Consider the following 18,042-nt stretch of genomic DNA (forward strand, 5'->3'; position numbering starts at 1 on the left):
ATATATCACTATCAGCAAAAGGGTGTTTAAGAAATTCCCCATTTTCTAAAATATTTTATGGCTGAAATTAAATGAATAAAAAAGAGTTTTATACTCTTAGAAGATCCTTGCTTTAAAACATGAACAATTTCTTGTTTAGGATGATATAGTTTTTGTTTACCAGAAGCATCAATTTTTTTGCAAATATCTACATCTTCCATATATAAAAAATAGCGCTCGTCAAATCCTTTTAAAGCGACTAAATCTTCAGTTTTATATAGGTGAAAACAACCTGTTAAATATTCAGGGCAAAAAGGTTGAGTTAAATCTTTATCATTATAAATTCCATGATTTACAATTTTTTTAAAAATTTTAACTCGTCTAAAAGCTAGTTCTAATACAGATGGATATCTTCTACATGAATTTTGATAACTCCCGTTAGGATATAACACCTTTGGAGCTATCATAGATAGTTTTTCGTTTTTTTCTAACTGCTTAATTAAGTTACTTATCACCCCTATTTTAAAAGACACATCGGGATTTAAAATTAGATGATATTTAGAATTGAGGTTCTTTTGATTAATTACTCTATTGTGGGCAGAACCAAATCCTATATTTTGTTCAATAGGCACATATTCTATATCCTTATCAATAAAAACATATTCAAAAAACTTAGTTGATGTGTTGTCTATCAAATAAAGCTTTTTAGGGAGTGGGATTTGCAAAAAAGAATTAATAGTATTGTGAAGTCCTGTTAAATTCTCTTTGAATAAAACAATAGAGCAGGTTATTATTAATTTATCTTCCATTATTTATTTAGTAGGCTTTTTCTTCTTCTTTTAGAAAATTAAAAATTGTTTGAAAAATTATTTTAACATCTAAGAAGAAAGACCAATTTTCGATGTAAAAAATATCTAACCGAACTCTGTTTTCAATGTCCGACTTTTTAATTACTTCTCCTCTATAACCACTAATTTGAGCTAAGCCTGTAATTCCTGGTTTAACAGAGTTTCTTATCAAGTAATTTTCTACTTCATTGGTGTATTTTTTGGTTTGAATGTTTATATGTGGTCTTGGACCAACAGTACTCATATCTCCGATTAAAACATTAAAAAATTGAGGAAGCTCATCTAAACTAGTCTTTCTTAGAAAAGAACCAATCTTTGTTACTCTATCGTCATTTTTTGTGGCTGAAATCTTATCAGCATCGTCATTCACTCTCATGGATCTTAATTTATAACAATAAAATTGTTTTCCATTTAATCCATCTCTTTTTTGTTTAAAAAACAAAGGCCCTTTTGAATCAATTAAAACGAGAAATGCTAAAATAGGTAATAACCAAGATAGTATAAAAATACAGATAAATAAAGAGAATATAATATCAAAAACTCTTTTAATTATATGTGTTTCTACTCGTTCAAAAGGTAGTGGTTTGGGCTTTAATATAGGAATAGTACCATAGTGTTCTAAAACAAAATCTTTACTATAAATAGCTTTACTTTTTGGTATTATTCTCAGTTCTAATTTTTGCTTAGCTACAAACTCTCTAATATTTATTAATTGTTTTTCATTAAACTTTGAAAATTCACAATAAATTTCATCAATATTATTTTGTACTATATAATTAAAAGCATCATCATGTTTTCCTAAATATGATTTTGATTTGTATTCTTTATCAGAAAAAAAACCAAAAAAACGATAACCTAAATCATTACGTTCATTAAATAAATTTTCAATTTTTTTTGCAGAGTTAATTCCTCCAAGAACAACAATGTTTCTGTAGTTTTTTCCTTCTAATCTATAGAGTTTTAATAAGAAAAAAGTAAAAAGCTTTATAAAGATTATACTACTAATAATAAGTGAGTAAATTAATACTTGATTATTAATAATTTTTCCTTCTTTAAAAACACTAAAAAAGCTTAGATATGCTAAGGTAAAAACAAAAAAATGAGATAAAAGAAGCGTAAGTAATTTTGTAATATGTGTATACCTATAAACATTATAAAATTTGGTGTAATAGGATAGAAGTAACCAAAAAAAAGTGATGTATGATAAAAAAGTAAAATTTAAATACTCTTTATCACCAACAAAATAAACAATTACATTAATGATTAATACATCAATAAAAACTGTTAGAGGTTTAATTAATAAAGACCTTTTTTTTTCTTTTTTAATCATTAGGGTTAGTACTACTTATAGGCTTTTTAGTATTTAGTAAAAGTAAAAAAATAATACTGAAAAAATAGATCCCCCTTTGTCTATTTAAAATGCTCTCAGTTATCATTAAGGATGCAAAAATTATAAAAACAGTAATAGTAAATTTATCTTTTTTATGAACTGCATTTTTGAAACTTAGAAACAATATTATAAGTAAAAGCAAAAGGCCAAAGAAACCTATTTCGGCCATGGTTTGATTATATTGATTATGAAAATTAAAGGTTGTTCCATATCCCTCAGGAACTCTATACTCATTACACTTTTGATTTAGTTTTTCTTGTGTTGCATTTAATCCATATCCTTTAAAAAAAATGTGGTCTTCTTCTTCAAATTCATATAAAAAGCGAGTATAAAGTATTCGTAACTCGGAACCATTAAAGTAATAGTTTTTTTCAAAATCTTTTTTTACAAGTACCTCTTTAATTTTTTTAGGAATTAATTCTGTATAAAATGCAGGGTTATTATTTATGTATAGAAAACTAAAAACAAAAAGGAGAATTGATAATATAGTTAGTTTTGTTTTAGACAAAGAAACTAAGCTTTTTGAATTTAATAAGACTAATGAGATTAAGGATGTAATAATAATATTCTTAGAACTTAGTAATAATAAGAAAATGATAAGAATAGAAAGTAAAACGTTATTAGTAAAGGTCTTTTTTTCATTATAAATAAGATGAAAAACACCTACAATGGTAAATAAAGAAACGTAAATTCTATTTAAACCTAAAGGGCTCACTAATTCATGTTTAGCCAAGACATTTATATCGTTTGAAGAAAGATAGTTTATAGAGCCTATTGTTATAAAAAACAAAGCATAAAGAACTAATACATAAGAAAAATATTTAAAAATATTCCGAATTTGAGTGCTACTAAATTTAGGGATAAAAGAGAATAGCAAAGGAATAATAAATAAAGCAGATTTATTACCAATTCCTTTTAAAGTTAAATTCTTATCTATAGACCATAAGTAAGATAGAGTCATTAAAATATATAAGAAAATAAAAGTAATAATTACTCTATTGAAACGAGGCTTAATTTTATATTTTACAGCAAAAAACACAGTGTAAAGTATAAATAGAAAATAAAAAATATTATTAATGTTATGAGGAAGCGGTAAAGAACAAATTATTAGAAGAATAAATAAACTAAAGAGGTTTTTATGTTGTGCTTTTTGTAGCATATATTAATATTAAGTTCAATTATAATAATAAAATAATAATTCACATATTTTTCAGATAAACTATCTCTCCTCTTTCCGACTGAGTATAAGATTGGAATTGTAATAAGAAATAAAAAAATTATAGCATACGGTAAAACTTCACATCAAATTGAAACAAACTAATTGTTTAGATTTAGACACTCTTGAAAATAAGAAAGATAATCACTGTTAATTTTATTTATATCATATTCAGTCATTATTCTTTTTTTATTGTTTAGTACTTTAGTTTCCTCTTGTAATCTCTCTTTATTTTTTATATAAAAGCTTACATCTTCAGAAGTAAAAAAGTAATAGGCATTTTCTTTTAATACAGCTTTGTTAAAAATATTGTTGTGGGCAATAATTAAGTTACCTGACCCCATTGCTTCTAAGAGTGAAGGGTTGGTGCCTCCTACAGAATGTCCATGGAAATATAAATTACAAAAATGTCTTAAACAGTTCAATTCGTTTAAGTTATAAATACTACCTAAAAAAATAATGTTTTTATAGGCTTTGTATTTTTCTTTTAACTTTTTTCCAAATTTATTTTTGGTATAATCACCAATAACTAAGAAAGGTTTAGTTGCCTTACTTTCAACAACACCATCTAATATTGTTTCAATATTGTTTTCAGGTTCAATTCTTGCAATTAGCATATTATAACCAAACTTTTTTAGTTGGTACTTTTTTAATATGTTTTCATCTACATTGGATACTATTTTGCTTCCGTAAGCAATAAATTTAGACTTCTTATTGTATTTATTATCTATATATTTTTTTATACCAATAGAATCTGATACTAAAAAATGACTGTTTTTTACAGCTAATCTTTCCGCAAATTTTAAAAACTGTCGTACAAAAAAAGAATATTTACTTCGTTTCCATTCTAAACCATCCATATTGGTTATTATTAATGGCTTTTTAGGAAATAAAAATGACCATATAGAACTACTTGTATAACCTAATTGAAGGATTATGTCTAAATTTCTTTTTTTTGTGTCTAGAATACAGTTTAAGTCATAAATAAATTGCCCAATGGTTCCCATTTTTTTTTCAGGGTCATTACAATGTACAATATGTACGTTTTTATAGGTTTTTTCTTGGTGAGGGTGGTTTGAAGAATTGTATACATAAACTTCACAATTTTTTTCAACTAAAAAAACAGATAAATATTCAGCAAATTGCTCAAATCCTCCATAATGATTGGGAATTCCTCTAGTTCCAATGATTCCTATTTTCATATTTTCTTTTTAAAACGCTACTAGTTTTTAAATATAAAAAAACACCTAATAAAATTGCTGTTTCTTCTTTTAGGTTATACAAACCTGTAATTATTAATGAAGAAAAAATTAAGTAAAAAGCTGTTGCCGATAATATATTACCAAAAGTTTTAACTTCTATACTTTTTGTTTTTCTATATGCTTGATAGTACAAATAAACTAAAAAAATAAGGTATAATATTAAACCGATAATACCTGTTTTATATAAAACGAAAACATAACCATTGTGTAAAATTGGTATATACCTTATATTTCCGTCACTACTTAATGGGGCTGCAAACTTTAAATCTACCAAAGCACCTAAGCCTTTACCATTAAAATAACTTACAGGTGTTTGGTTGAGGCTTTGAAAAGCACAATATGCTTCATAAGCTCTCCAATGATCCCATAATTGTGCGTGGTCATTTAAATTTATTTTAGGTGAAAAAATTTCACTTGGAGCAATCTTTAATTTGTACAAGAAGCCATCAATAGTATCACCATTTCTTTTAATTTCTATACTGAATAAATATGCATATAAACCGATAAAAAATATAGCTGTAATAGCTAAATATTTTAACCCTTTTTTATTTAACTTTAAATAATTTAATACTCCTAATATTAAGAATATTAGGCTAACAAACATTGTTCTAGAAAAATATAAAATAAAAGACAATACTAATGTTGTTAGGATGATTGTTTTGGAGTTCTTACCTTTTATAACATTAAAAAAAGGTGTTTTTAAACCTAGAATTACTAAAGCTATAGCATAAACTTCAATAACATTAGAAAGACCATTTATTTTTCTAATATTTGCTACAGAAGTATTACTAAAATCGGTAAAAATTATAGTGTGTAAAATATGATAGATTGCATAGGTAAACCCTAAATAAATTATAGTTTTAATAATAATTCTCCAATCATTAATACTTCTTGCAGTAAAATAACCTAATAGGATTAAAATGAGTGGTTTGGTAAAATAAATTAAATCTCGTATAAAATCGTATGTCGTTGGTTTGTTAAATAATGCTGAAATAATACCAATCAAAATTATTATCACTAGAAAAGATAATAGTTCTAAATCTTGCCTTAATATTTTTCCTTTATTAATTATTAAAAAGAATATAGTAAACACTGTTAGTATAACTGTATTTACTTCTATCGATGCAATTTCTCTTTGTATAATTATAGAAATTATAAAAAGAATAGCCCATATTTTTTTTAAAGATAGTTTCAAAATGAGTTATATAAAGTTTTAAATTTTTGAACGTAATTGTTCAGAGAAAACTCAGTTTTAGCTCTTTTTTCTCCTTCTTCTCCATACAGTTTTATTAAATCTTTAGCTGTTATTAATGATTCTATAGACGCTTTTAAAGCAGAAATGTTATTAGGTTTGAAGAGCAAACCTGTTTTTTTATTAACAACAATTTCTTTTAAACCACCATGATTAGCAGCAATAACGGGTTTTTTAGACAGCATGCCTTCAACAGCTACTAACCCAAATGGTTCAGGGTCTGTAGTTGGTACAAGTACAATGTCAATACAATCATAAAATGGCCAAAGCTGTTTTTGAAAATCTATAGTGGTAACATGATTTTCAAGGTTTTTAATTTTAATTTCATTTTGTAACTCATCAAGCAAAAACGTTTGAGTTTTTATAGTAGAACCAATAAATAATAAATAAATATTATCATGTTGTTTTTTTAATTCTTCAAAAGCATTAAGTAATAATTTTTGACCTTTGTGCTTGTTTATTCTTCCTATAAGGCCAATTATTATTGAGGATTCATTAATGGTTTTAAAAAGGTTTTTTCTAATTTGTTCTTGTTCTTCCTTAGAAGAGAAAGAAATACTTCTATCTAAACCATTATAAATTATTTGAGACTTTTTTTTAAGTTTTGGTATATAAGAGAATATATGTTCAGCTGAAGCTTTAGAATTAAAAACAATAAAATCAGAATACCTTTTAAGTATATAAGGATAAATTTTTGCAATAATTATTGGTGATTTTATTATTTCATGAACGTGCCAAATATGCTTAATTTTATATCTTTTACTATAAAGAGCACCAAGAAATACTGCTAAAGTATTTGAATGAATAATATCAATTTTTCTGTCACCAATCTTTTTTCTTAAAATACGTTGGGCTTTTAATATTTGAAAAGGTAATTTAATTATATCGAAACTAGTAAATAATTTTCTAGAAACTTTTATTACTGGTAAAACATGTACTTCAATATTTCTTTTTTTTAACTCCTCAGTTAAGGGACCAACCTCAGGAACAACTACAATTGGTTTTATTGTATCTCTTATAGACTCAACAAGAAACAAAAGTGTTTTGTCAGAGCCATATAAGTCTGCTGATTGATGAATAAAGAGTATGTTTTTCATTATTTACTTTATGAGTCTTGAAATATAATATTTTAATAAAGAAAAGATAAATTCGATAGATGCTATAAACGGATTTACTTCTCCGGCTTCTATTTTAGCTCTCTTAGCTTCTTTAAAAGCTTTTATAACAAAATTATTACTTACGCCTCCGTCTTTCATTTCCGCAGTAAACTCATTAATAAAGAGGGGTTTTAATTTGTCTTTTGCTCTCAATAATAACTCATAATCTCCTGTTATCTTATAGGTTTCGTTATAAATTCCATATTTTTCAAAATATTTTTTATTGTGAAAAGAACCAACATGAGCTATTTTCATATTTCGTTTAAATTCATTCCATCGCCATGGCTTTGAAAAAATATGTTTTACTTTATTGTTATTGTTTATTAGTTTTACTTTAGAAGTTATTAAGTCAGCTTCTGGATTTGAAATAGCTATTTTAGCATATTTTTCTAAGGATTTTTCTAAATATATATCATCAGAACCCAAGAAGGCAATCCAATTTCCAATAGCTAATTTTAGTCCTTTATTCCAAGCATTATAAATACCAGAATCTTTTTCACTTATCCACTTATAACTAATGTTTTTTTGTTTGAAAATAGGTTCAAATTCTCTTATAATATTTACGGTGTTATCAGTAGAGTTTCCATCAATGATTATATATTCAAAATTAGTATAGTTTTGATTTAGAACAGATGTTATGGTTTCCTTTATGGTTTTTTCACTGTTATAACTTGCTGTAATTACGCTAAATAAAGGATTCATGAATAGTTAGTTTTTTACAATATAAAAAGAACCAGGTTCTCTTTTTGGTGTTAATCTAGGGCATTGTGCTAATAATTCGTTGTAATAATTGTGTTTTAAATAGTTTAATGCACCAATTATACGCCAATTTTTATTTGATGTTAAAAAGGCTTCAAGTATATATTGCTCGTTCCAGAGTTTATACTCGCCAAAAACCCACTCTTCAAGATAGTTTCTTGGAGAAAAAATATCGTGTATATGTACTATAACTCCTTTGTTTAAAGAGGGTAAAATTTCTAAAAACTCATATAGTACATCTCCTTGAGGTCTAATAATATGAGAAGAATCGATAAATAAAATATCATTTTCTTGCAAAGTTGTAAAAAAACTAAGGTCTACATTTTCAACTTTTTCTCGTATTATTTTTATGCCTAACTTTTCTAACCAAGGCATTTCAAAAGGTTCAATACAAATGTGTTCACAATTATAGTTGTTATCTAATTCTTTATTCCGTTCTATTGCTTTTCTTGCTATCTTAGTAGAGTGTCCTGAGCCTATTTCAATAATTCGATTAGGTTTTTTATGTCTTATGATATTATACCAATATTCTGCATCACCAGAACAGAAAGAATTATTGTTAAAATGAAATGTTAGCTCATCTACAAAACTATTAGAAAAACCATTAAACTCTTCAGCATAAGAAAAGCTATTTAGTAAATTAAGTTGTTCTTTAACGTTCCAATCTATAGCGGGTAAATTACGTTCTTGATCGAGAGGTTTTTGTAAATCTTTTTTTAAAAATAGAGGGTCGTAATAATGACTGGTTATAGGTAAAACACCTATTTTCAATAAGACTTTTTTAGATAGAGAAAGTCTGTGTAAACCAACTCGCCTAACAAATTTAAAAACAATTGCAGAAGGAATGATAAAAGGGAGGAGTAATAAATCTAATAATTTACTTATTATTTTAATCATAATAAAAAAGGTTAAACCAAATAAAAGCTTATAATAACTTCTTTTTGTACGAAATATAGTAGGTTGCACAGACTATGAATAATTCTACAATTATTAGGGTTAGTATAAAGTAATCGACAAAAAATAGGTTGTTAAAAAAAATAATTAATATTAAAAATGAATATAAAACAACCGAAGATAACATCATTTTCATAAATAGTTTCTGATAACCAAAGGCATTTATACTAACTACTAAATAATAATTACTGAGATTATAAAACAATATAATAACAGAGTAGAGTTTTAAATAATAAATAGTTTTAAGGTTATGTTCTTTAGTTAAAAAGTAAATAACTTGATTGGCAAATAACCATACTCCTATTATGATAAGAACTGAGCTTAGGGTCATTATTTTAGTTACGGTTCTAACTATTTTTTTATCTTTTGTTTTATTAACATATGGGATTAAAACCGTACGAAATATTGTAGTAGGAACTGATAGTATTTTAATTATTTTTTCAACTATGTCATAGTAAGCTAAACTAGATACTCCAATAAAAGAACCTATTAAAAACCGATTAGAGTTTGTGAAAATTTGAATAGAAATAGTTGAGGTAAAGTACAATAGACTTTCTTTAGTATATTGAGTTAAACTAGAAATACTAGGCATTACAAACCGAATATTCTCCTTCTTGTATAAAATGTAAAATGAAAGAATAATTGATATTATAGATCCAATAGATTGTAAAGTAGGAACCAAGATAAAGTCATCAGGTGATTTTATAAATGCTAAAATTAAAACGACAAAAAAAGAACGATTAATAAGGTCTAAATATGTAATATATTTCATCTTTTCTATTCCTTGAAAAAACCAAAAAGGAAATAAAAATTCATACAAAGCCAAATGCATGGTAATTAATAGTAGTATTTGATATTCTTTTTGTTCAAAAAACAAATTAGAAAAACAAAAAACACATATAACACTTATAAAAAAAAGAATTCCCTTAATTGTATAGACATTACTAACAATTTCATTTAGTTTTTTAGGATTGTCTCTATGAATAGAAGCCTCTTTTGTTGCTGATAACGCAAAACCAAAACCAATAAAAATCACAAAATAAGCAACAATAGATTCAGCAAATACAACAAAACCATAATTGGTAGCTCCTAATACCTGAAGTAAGTATGGAAAAATAACTAAAGGGAGTATTAAATTAAAAGCTTTTATTATAGTTAAATAACCAAAGTTTTTAATTAGTATTTTATATTTATTAAATATATCTATTCCTTTAGAAACCATTTATTTAAAAGTTAAGATAGAACTTTATATAAATGTTCGATTTCTTGTTTTAATTGAATTTGATGGTTTCCAACAAAAAGACCATTCCTATCAATATAATCAGCGTTTTTTAATGATTCAAAAACTTCATAATCAAAGTATTTTACTACTTCTTTATTTGCAAAATTACCAGTAACAATTGGTCTGCAATCTATTTGGTTTTCTTGAAGTTTTTTTACAACAACCTCCCTAGTTAATTTCGAATTTGGTTTTATAATTAAACTAAATCCAAACCAGCTACTGTTACCAATTTCTTTCTGAATATAAAAATCAGGATGTTTTTGAAATAATTCTTGAAAATATTGTGCGTTTTTTCGTCTTGTCTCTATGAAAGAAGGAAGTTTTTTTAATTGTTCAATTCCAATAGCACCACTCATTTCAACTGGTCTAACATTATAACCAGGTAGAATAAATCTAAAAGATTCTTCAAATGGATTGGTAGATTTAGTTACTAGTGAATTTTCCTGTGGTAAATGGCGAGTCCAACCATGTGATCGAATTGATAATAAAATATGATATAATTCTTCGTTATCAGTACAAATTAGTCCACCTTCCATAGTAGCCATATGGTGAGAAAAGAAAGTAGAGTATGTTCCCATAAGACCAAAAGTTCCGGTTTGCTTTCCATTAAATTCTGCTCCCATAGACTCACAGTTATCTTCAAGAAGAATAATGTCATTAGAACCTATAATTTTATTTATTCTATTATAATCATTAGAATTTCCTAATAAATTAACAGCAAAAATCATTTTTGTTTTTTCTGTTACAGCTCTTTCTAAAGCATCTAAATCAAAGTTTAGAGTTTCTAAATCAATATCAACAAACTTTAGTTTTAATCCATATTGATAAAGAGGGTAGTAGGTAGTAGACCATGAAACCGCAGGAACAATTACTTCATCTCCTCTTTTGAGCTTATGAGTTTTAGTGTAAAATAATGCTGCGACAGCTAATAAATTTGCAGATGATCCTGAATTAACCATTACTGCATATTTAGAATTAACATATTCTGCAAATTGTTGCTCAAATTCTAGTACACTTTTTCCCATAGTGTACATATCTCTATTAATTACTGATTGAATGGCATCTAATTCTTTATGATCCCATGATGATGATGCTAAAGGATATTTCATTAATTGTAATTTTTAAGATAGAATTCATAAGTTTTAAGAATACCTTCTTCGAGTGAAGTTTTGTGTTGCCAACCAAACTCTCTTAAAAGAGAAACGTCTACTAACTTTTGCTTCATTCCAACGGGTTTAGTGAGATCGTATTCAAACTCACCCTTATAACCAACTATTTTTGCAATAGTATTATAATATTCGTTAATAGTATAATCAAAACCAAGACCTACATTTATATTTTGAGGCAAGTTGCTAAAGTTTTCTATAGCATAAAAAATAAAATCTGCTAAATCTTCGGCATACATAAACTCTCTTCTTACTGTACCATCTCCCCAAATAGTTACACTTGATTTTTTTTGTTCTTTGGCTTCAATAATTTTTTTGATAACAGCTGGAATCATATGAGAATTCTTAGGAGAGAATTTATCATATTTTCCATACAAATTACAAGGGATTATAGTCTTATATTCAAAATAAGAGTTTTCTCTTGAAATATACTCACATAACCTAGTTGAAAACACTTTAGCAATTGCATAACCTTCGTTTGTAGGCTCTAACTCTCCTTTTAAAATTAAGGTTTCTTTTAATGGGTTTTGAGCATTTCTAGGATACATACAAGAACTGCTAAGGTTTAAAAAGTATTTAACTTTTTGCTCTCTGGCAGCTAAAATAATATTTCTACCTATATCGGTATTTTTTACCAAGAAATCAACAGGGTTTTCCATGTTGGCTTGAATACCTCCTACTAAACCAGCAGCATGAATTATTAAATCAGGTTGATATTCTTTTATATAAGCAGCGGTTTGCTCGCAAGATAGTAGGTTTAATGTTTTGCTTGAGGGAGCAAGAATTTTTATTGAAGGAATATTTTTTGCAAAATCAATAATATTCCTACCTACCATACCAGTTGCACCTGTTACGAGTATCTTCATTTAATTTTTATAATAGTTTTTTTGATCAAAACCGCCTTCTTTAAGATATATTTCTTTTTGAGTTAGTTTTACATCATTTTCAACCATTTCTTTAATCATTTCTTCAAAAGTATATTCTGGAACCCATTGAAGTTTTGTTTTTGCTTTAGAGGCATCACCAATTAATAAATCTACTTCAGTAGGTCGGTAATAATTTGGATCAATATTTAAAACTTCTTTACCTATTTCGAGTTGATAATTTGGGTCAGAGCATGATTTTATGAATCCTTTTTCTTCTTTGCCAGAACCTTTAAATTCAATTTCTATTCCTACGTTTTTAAAAGCCTCAGCAACTAAGGTTCTAACTTTAGTCGTTTTTCCAGTAGCAATAACCCAATCTTCAGGAGTATCAGCTTGTAAAATCATCCACATCATTCTTACATAATCTTTTGCGTGCCCCCAATCTCTTTGAGCATCTAAATTACCTAAGTAAAATTTATCTTGAAGACCTAAAGCAATTTTTGCAACTGCTCTAGTTATTTTTCTAGTTACAAAAGTTTCGCCTCTAATAGGAGATTCATGATTGAATAGTATTCCATTACAAGCAAATATATCATAAGCTTCTCTATAATTAACCGTAATCCAATAGGCGTACATTTTTGCTACACCATATGGACTTCTAGGATAAAAAGGAGTGGTTTCTGTTTGCGGAACTTCTTGAACTTTACCATACAATTCTGAGGTTGAAGCTTGATAAATCTTCGTTTTCTTTTCAAGTCCTAAAATTCTTATTGCTTCTAAGAGTCTTAGAGTGCCCATACCATCAACATTTGCTGTATATTCTGGTGTTTGAAATGAAACATGAACGTGACTCATTGCCGCCAAATTGTAGATTTCATCTGGTTGAACATTTTGTATTATTCGAAGCAAATTTGTTGCGTCTGTTAAATCACCATAATGCAAAAAGAAGTTTCTGTTTTCTACGTGAGGGTCTTGATAAAGGTGATCTATTCTTTGTGTATTGAAGCTAGATGAGCGTCTTTTAACACCATGTACTTCATATCCTTTTTTAAGTAAAAACTCACTTAAATATGCACCATCTTGCCCAGTTATTCCAGTTATTAAAGCGATTTTTCTCATAGAAATTCAAATAAAAAAGTAAGTTTTACTTTTTATAGTTATTTAAAAAAGAATTTACTTGAATAAGTAATAAAATTAAAATTGTAAAAGCTACCAAAGCTAAAGAAAGCTGTACAGCTTTGTTTTTAGAAATACCTTTAATTTCGTAACCGATTGGCTGAAAGTTAGAAACTACATTTATTATTTCAGATTTTTCAGCTTTATCATCACTAACTTTTTTTAACTCTTTGTTTAGTTCTCTTGTGGCTCTAAATAACTCTAATTCTCTATTACTTTGCTGACCATTACCAAGGTCTATATTTGTTCCCGAATTAGTTTTTTTAGCTTCTTCTAAAAGAACATCCTTATATACTTTGTGTAATGAATCTGTTTGCGCTAAGTTTTTTCGCAGAATTAAATCTGTTCTGTTTAAGTTTTCGTTATTTAATTCTTTTAATTTATTAAAATACTGGTTTTCTGTAATTGCAGAAATTATAATATCATCTAATCTTGAAAAAACATCATTTTTTGTAGACTGAACTTGAATTACATGCACTTTATAGTTATACTTGGTAAAAGCATTTTTAAAATCATAAAAAGAAAAGCTTTTTACGGTCAACGTATCAACTGAAAGAATTAATTCGTCATAAGAGGTTATAATATCATTGTTGTTTTTAACAGGATCAATAGTAAACTTTTTTAAAGATTGTGCCTCTTCATCACTAATTTTAAAAATTTCAGCTAATAAATCGTGTTTTTCTTGTTTAACTAAGTCATTGTAAAACAAAACATTATTATATAACTGTCTTGCGCTTTCAAAATTAGTTTGAACATGAAGATCTGAGCCAAACTTTTTTTCACCACTAAACTCTAAAAAAGTACCAATTACTGCTCCTATAATAGCAGCAATACCTAGTTTTATAGCATTTGTTTTTAAAAACAGTAAAATAGTTATTAAAAAATGGAAAAGCTGTTTAAAAATTGAGCCAATAAACTGGAACAATTTAGAAAAACCTCTACCAATAATTACAAAAAGAGAACCTAAGTCTATTTCTTCTTCGTTGTTTGGTTTGTTTGACATTGCTTAAAAAATCTGTTCTAATATTTTTTGTGTAATTGCATATGTAGGTGTTACTCCACTCATTCCTAATCCGCCAGAAGCTAAAGTAGCTCCAGTTTCTAACGGATTATCAGATGCATAATAAGCATAACGTACTTTTATATCTTTTGTTACTGTACCTCTAATTTTTGAAGCAGATTGAATTGCTTTTTGATAATGAGCTCCTTCCATTTCTAAACCGATAACATTCCAAGTAGAGTCGTGGAAAAATTTCAATAAGTCTTTATTTTGAAGAGAGGTTCCTAATACTGTAACCATTGAACCGTCAAAAACCCTAACTCCAAATCCTTCTAAATCTTCTTTAGAAAGCTCATTTTCGAATGGATAATTATCTGCAGTTCCTTCAAAAATATGAGCAGAAGGAATCATAATATCTCCTTTTCCTCCTTCTAAAATTCCTGCTTTACCCATGATAGAAACAGATTCTACATTTAAGTAAATATCTTCTGAATTAGTTTTATAAGGTTTTAAAAGCTCATCCATAGTTTCAAAAGCTTGCTCACCAAAAGCATAATCCATTACAATGATAACAGGCTTTTGCCCTTCAGAATTTACTTTTTCGAACTGAGAATGGTTAAAATCGATTTTATCAGTGTCTATCACTTGCACATTTATGTTAGTACCCGAGCGGTCTTTCACATAAATCAATCCATTTTCAGAAGCATAATTTTTTACTGCTACTTGTAACGGTTTACTATTCGAGTTACTTAACAATTCATAAAGTTCGAAACCTGGTTTGTTTTTAGCTTCTTTAGGTAATGCGTTTTGTGCATAAATGGTGTTCATTACACTATGCATATTGGCACTAATAATATGAATAGGACGGTGAATTAACTCGTTTTCTAACAAAACTTTTTTAATGTCATTTGCCCAAATTTCTCCGTAAAAGTGATGCCCGATTTCTTCTATTAAAACAGAACTGAATTTTACAGAACGTTTTTCGTCATAAAGAGTTTCGTTAATTGCTAATTTTCCTAACCAATAAATTAAATGCAAGAAACGATTCGGATTTTCTTCTGAAGCAAACTGATTATAAACATCGTATACTTCATCGTAAGTTCGTCCTAAAATATTACCTAAATGAACAATCATAACATCTCTTTCTTCTTCAGAAAGCTGTTTGTTGTTTATAACAACATCTTCTAAATGAGTCCATTCTCTAATGAATTTACCTCCATCTTTTAACGTAACACGATCTTTAATTTTATGAGATTCGATAAATAAAAACGTTAAATGCGTTAAAATATCATAGATTTCAGAACGACCTCTTGTTATTTCAATATTCATTTGGTCTTTGTCAATTCGATAACAATTTCTCCTACGTTTTGGAGGAACAATAGCTTTAAATTTCGAATTACGAAAACCTTCATCTGCTGTTAAATAGATAAATTGACACTCTTCGATACCTTCTGGTAATCTTTCAATAATGTAAATTAATCCGTTTAATTCTGTTTTATCTTCTGCAATTGAGCCATAAATTTCTGGACGTAATTGTAATAACGATTTACGTAATGTTTCTCCAGAAACTCCCATTGGTTTATAGAACCCTCTACTAAATAAGTGGCGCATTGAAATGTATAATTTTTCAATTGCATTGGTAGATTCTTGTGCTCTTGTGCGTTCTTTTTGGTTAGGTTTCGACATATATGTTTTTAAAAGTCAAATATACAAATATTGTATGGAGCTTACTTACTTAAAATTTGGTTGTACTTTTTAGTATCTTTAAGTAAAGAAACGGCTTTTTTAATTGTATTATCGTTTAAGAATTGATGTTTGTAAACGCCTTCTTTGTAAAAAAGTTGTTCTACAATTTCGTTTTGAATTTTTTCAATCAAAATATCTTCATTTGTAGCAATCTTTTTTACTTTGTTCTCTTTTAATTTTTGAAGCAAAGCCGTGTATTCTACATCAATTTCTTTTTGCTTATTTACTTTATACGCTTTTTTAAATAAAGCTTCTTGTTTGGTAACAAAAGTAGTGTCTTGTTTAAGTAAATAGTTTTTAAAATCGTTAAAGTTACTAGCGTTGTAAGTGAACGTGTTTAGAGAAATGCTTGGGTTTTTTCTGATAAAATGATTACCATACCCAAAGATTGCCCTCGATTTTAAAAGTTTTTCAGTTTCTTTAGTTTTCGTTGAATATTTAATAGCAACATCTGGAGTTACACCACCGCCATCATAGACTGTCCTTCCGTTTTCGGTTTTAAAGCTATTTACTGTTCCGTCAGAAAATTTAGGAACTTTGCCAGTTTTTGCATCTCTGTTTGCATAATCTAATTCCTGAATACAACGTCCGCTAGGAGTATAATATTTAGAAATAGTAACTTTCATTTGCGTTCCATAGTTTAGCGGAAAGACACGTTGTACCAAACCTTTACCAAAAGAACGCTCTCCCATTACCACAGCTCTGTCATAATCTTGTAAAGCGCCTGATACAATTTCTGATGCAGAAGCAGAACGACCATTAATTAATACTACAATAGGAATTTCAGTATCTATCGGATCAATTCTTCCTTTATAAACTCGACTATTCTTTTTAATCTTCCCTTTTGTTTCTACAATTTTTTTTCCCTTCGGAATAAAGAAGTTCACAATATTTATCGCATCAAATAAAGAACCACCAAGATTGTTTCTCAAGTCAAACACAAGCTTTTTCATTCCCTTTTCTTTTAGCTCGTTAAAAGCTTTTTTTACATCTTCGGAAGAAGAGGCTACAGTAAAGCTTGTTAAGACAATATAACCTGTTTCATCGTCAATCATATCATAAAAAGGAACAGGACTTATAGTAACTTTATCTAATTTTAAAGAAAGGTTTTTTAAAGAGCCGTTTCTATTTATGGTCAGAGAAATAGGTGTGTCTGGAGTTCCTTTTAACGTTTCAGAAAGTTGTTCTTTTTCTAAATCTTTTAACTCTTGATTGTTAACTACAGTAATTAAATCACCAGGTTTTATGCCAGCTTTATCCGCAGGAAAACCTTTATGAACTCCTGCTACTATAATTCCTTTTTTGGTGTAATACGATGAAATTCCGATACCAGCATATTCTCCTTCTCGTTTAATACGAGCATCTTCAACTTGTTGTTCGTTGTAAAATCGAGTATAAGGGTCTAAGTTTTCTAAAGTATTGTTAATAGCTTTACTAGTAAGCTCTCCAGGATTAATCTCATCAATATAATTAATGTTTAATTCTTTAAAAAGATTGTTATAAATTTCAATTTGTTTGGCAATCTCAAAAAAACGAGATTGAAAAGAAAAAAGAAGTACTAAAGAGCATACTCCAACAATAATTCCTGTTTTTTTAATCATCTTCATTGGTAATTTCTTCTACAAAACGGTTTAATAATTTCTTCATTTTATGCTCTATATCAGCATATTTCCATTCCTCTCTTGCAATATAAGAAATCATAAATACATACGGTTTATTAGTTGCCGAATACACTGTGTGTTTTTCCTTTCGATAAGTTTCACGCATTAAACGTTTAATTCGATTTCTGTCTACCGCTTTTTTAAAATTCCTTTTGGGTACCGAAACCCCTACTTGAGTTGGGAATTTAGAAGTATGTTCGGTTTGTAAATATACCATTCGTAGTGGAAAAACTTTAAGCGTTTTTCCTTCTTCATACAATCTCCCAATTAGTTTGCGACTTTTTAATCGTTCGTCTTTTCCTAAAGTAAATCTCATTACATACAAACA

16 protein-coding genes are annotated in these 18,042 nt (G+C 27.7%); all 16 read right to left on the reverse strand.

All coding sequences use genetic code 11. The annotated features are described in order from the left end of the window. Positions 1–26: 26 nt before the first annotated feature. The 16 genes from WH52_RS13245 to rnpA all read right to left on the reverse strand — a co-directional run bounded on the left by WH52_RS13245 (position 27) and on the right by rnpA (position 18,030). Positions 27–788 carry a glycosyltransferase gene (locus WH52_RS13245; protein ID WP_086031443.1) on the reverse strand — a complete coding sequence of 254 codons (762 nt, stop codon included), beginning with the start codon at positions 786–788 and terminating at the stop codon, positions 27–29. Between the two features lie 7 nt (positions 789–795). Then, positions 796–2,157 (reverse strand): exopolysaccharide biosynthesis polyprenyl glycosylphosphotransferase, encoded by a 1,362-nt coding sequence (locus tag WH52_RS13250; protein WP_086031444.1) that lies wholly within the window; start codon positions 2,155–2,157, stop codon positions 796–798. Beyond that, positions 2,150–2,725, reverse strand: a complete 576-nt coding sequence (locus WH52_RS14835; RefSeq protein WP_143592179.1) for a hypothetical protein — start codon at positions 2,723–2,725, stop codon at positions 2,150–2,152. Before WH52_RS14835 ends, WH52_RS13250 begins: the two co-directional genes overlap by 8 nt. Positions 2,726–3,534: 809 nt before the next feature. Then, positions 3,535–4,635 carry a DUF1972 domain-containing protein gene (locus tag WH52_RS13260; protein ID WP_086031446.1) on the reverse strand — a complete coding sequence of 367 codons (1,101 nt, stop codon included), beginning with the start codon at positions 4,633–4,635 and terminating at the stop codon, positions 3,535–3,537. Continuing rightward, positions 4,610–5,890, reverse strand: coding sequence for an O-antigen ligase family protein (locus WH52_RS13265; protein WP_086031447.1), 1,281 nt, complete (start codon positions 5,888–5,890; stop codon positions 4,610–4,612). Before WH52_RS13265 ends, WH52_RS13260 begins: the two co-directional genes overlap by 26 nt. Continuing rightward, positions 5,887–7,044 (reverse strand): glycosyltransferase family 4 protein, encoded by a 1,158-nt coding sequence (locus WH52_RS13270; RefSeq protein ID WP_086031448.1) that lies wholly within the window; start codon positions 7,042–7,044, stop codon positions 5,887–5,889. The genes WH52_RS13265 and WH52_RS13270 overlap by 4 nt, the downstream gene beginning before the upstream one ends. A 3-nt stretch (positions 7,045–7,047) precedes the next feature. After that, positions 7,048–7,806 (reverse strand): glycosyltransferase family 2 protein, encoded by a 759-nt coding sequence (locus WH52_RS13275; RefSeq protein WP_086031449.1) that lies wholly within the window; start codon positions 7,804–7,806, stop codon positions 7,048–7,050. 6 nt (positions 7,807–7,812) lie between these two features. Then, a complete protein-coding gene (locus WH52_RS13280; RefSeq protein ID WP_086031528.1) occupies positions 7,813–8,760 on the reverse strand; it encodes a class I SAM-dependent methyltransferase in 948 nt (315 codons plus the stop codon). Positions 8,761–8,788: 28 nt separating this feature from the next. After that, positions 8,789–10,039: an oligosaccharide flippase family protein gene (locus tag WH52_RS13285; RefSeq protein ID WP_086031450.1), complete on the reverse strand. Its 1,251-nt coding sequence runs from the start codon at positions 10,037–10,039 to the stop codon at positions 8,789–8,791. A gap of 11 nt (positions 10,040–10,050) precedes the next feature. After that, positions 10,051–11,208, reverse strand: a complete 1,158-nt coding sequence (locus WH52_RS13290) for a DegT/DnrJ/EryC1/StrS family aminotransferase (protein WP_086031451.1) — start codon at positions 11,206–11,208, stop codon at positions 10,051–10,053. Then, entirely contained in the window at positions 11,208–12,131 is a 924-nt protein-coding gene (locus tag WH52_RS13295; RefSeq protein WP_086031452.1) for a GDP-L-fucose synthase family protein, read from the reverse strand. Before WH52_RS13295 ends, WH52_RS13290 begins: the two co-directional genes overlap by 1 nt. After that, the gene (gene gmd / locus WH52_RS13300; RefSeq protein ID WP_086031453.1) at positions 12,132–13,250 is read right to left on the reverse strand and encodes a GDP-mannose 4,6-dehydratase; all 1,119 of its coding nucleotides are present in this window, start codon (positions 13,248–13,250) and stop codon (positions 12,132–12,134) included. 25 nt (positions 13,251–13,275) lie between these two features. Then, positions 13,276–14,310, reverse strand: a complete 1,035-nt coding sequence (locus tag WH52_RS13305; protein ID WP_086031454.1) for a hypothetical protein — start codon at positions 14,308–14,310, stop codon at positions 13,276–13,278. A gap of 3 nt (positions 14,311–14,313) precedes the next feature. Then, the gene (locus WH52_RS13310; protein ID WP_086031455.1) at positions 14,314–15,993 is read right to left on the reverse strand and encodes a DUF6909 family protein; all 1,680 of its coding nucleotides are present in this window, start codon (positions 15,991–15,993) and stop codon (positions 14,314–14,316) included. A 41-nt stretch (positions 15,994–16,034) separates the two neighbouring features. Continuing rightward, on the reverse strand, positions 16,035–17,660 hold the full coding sequence (locus WH52_RS13315) for a S41 family peptidase (protein ID WP_086031456.1): 1,626 nt from the start codon (positions 17,658–17,660) through the stop codon (positions 16,035–16,037). Next, positions 17,647–18,030 carry a ribonuclease P protein component gene (gene rnpA, locus WH52_RS13320; RefSeq protein ID WP_086031457.1) on the reverse strand — a complete coding sequence of 128 codons (384 nt, stop codon included), beginning with the start codon at positions 18,028–18,030 and terminating at the stop codon, positions 17,647–17,649. Before rnpA ends, WH52_RS13315 begins: the two co-directional genes overlap by 14 nt. Positions 18,031–18,042 lie beyond the last annotated feature (12 nt).

The sequence above is a fragment of the Tenacibaculum holothuriorum genome, assembly GCF_002120225.1.
Classification (GTDB): Bacteria; Bacteroidota; Bacteroidia; order Flavobacteriales; family Flavobacteriaceae; genus Polaribacter; species Polaribacter holothuriorum.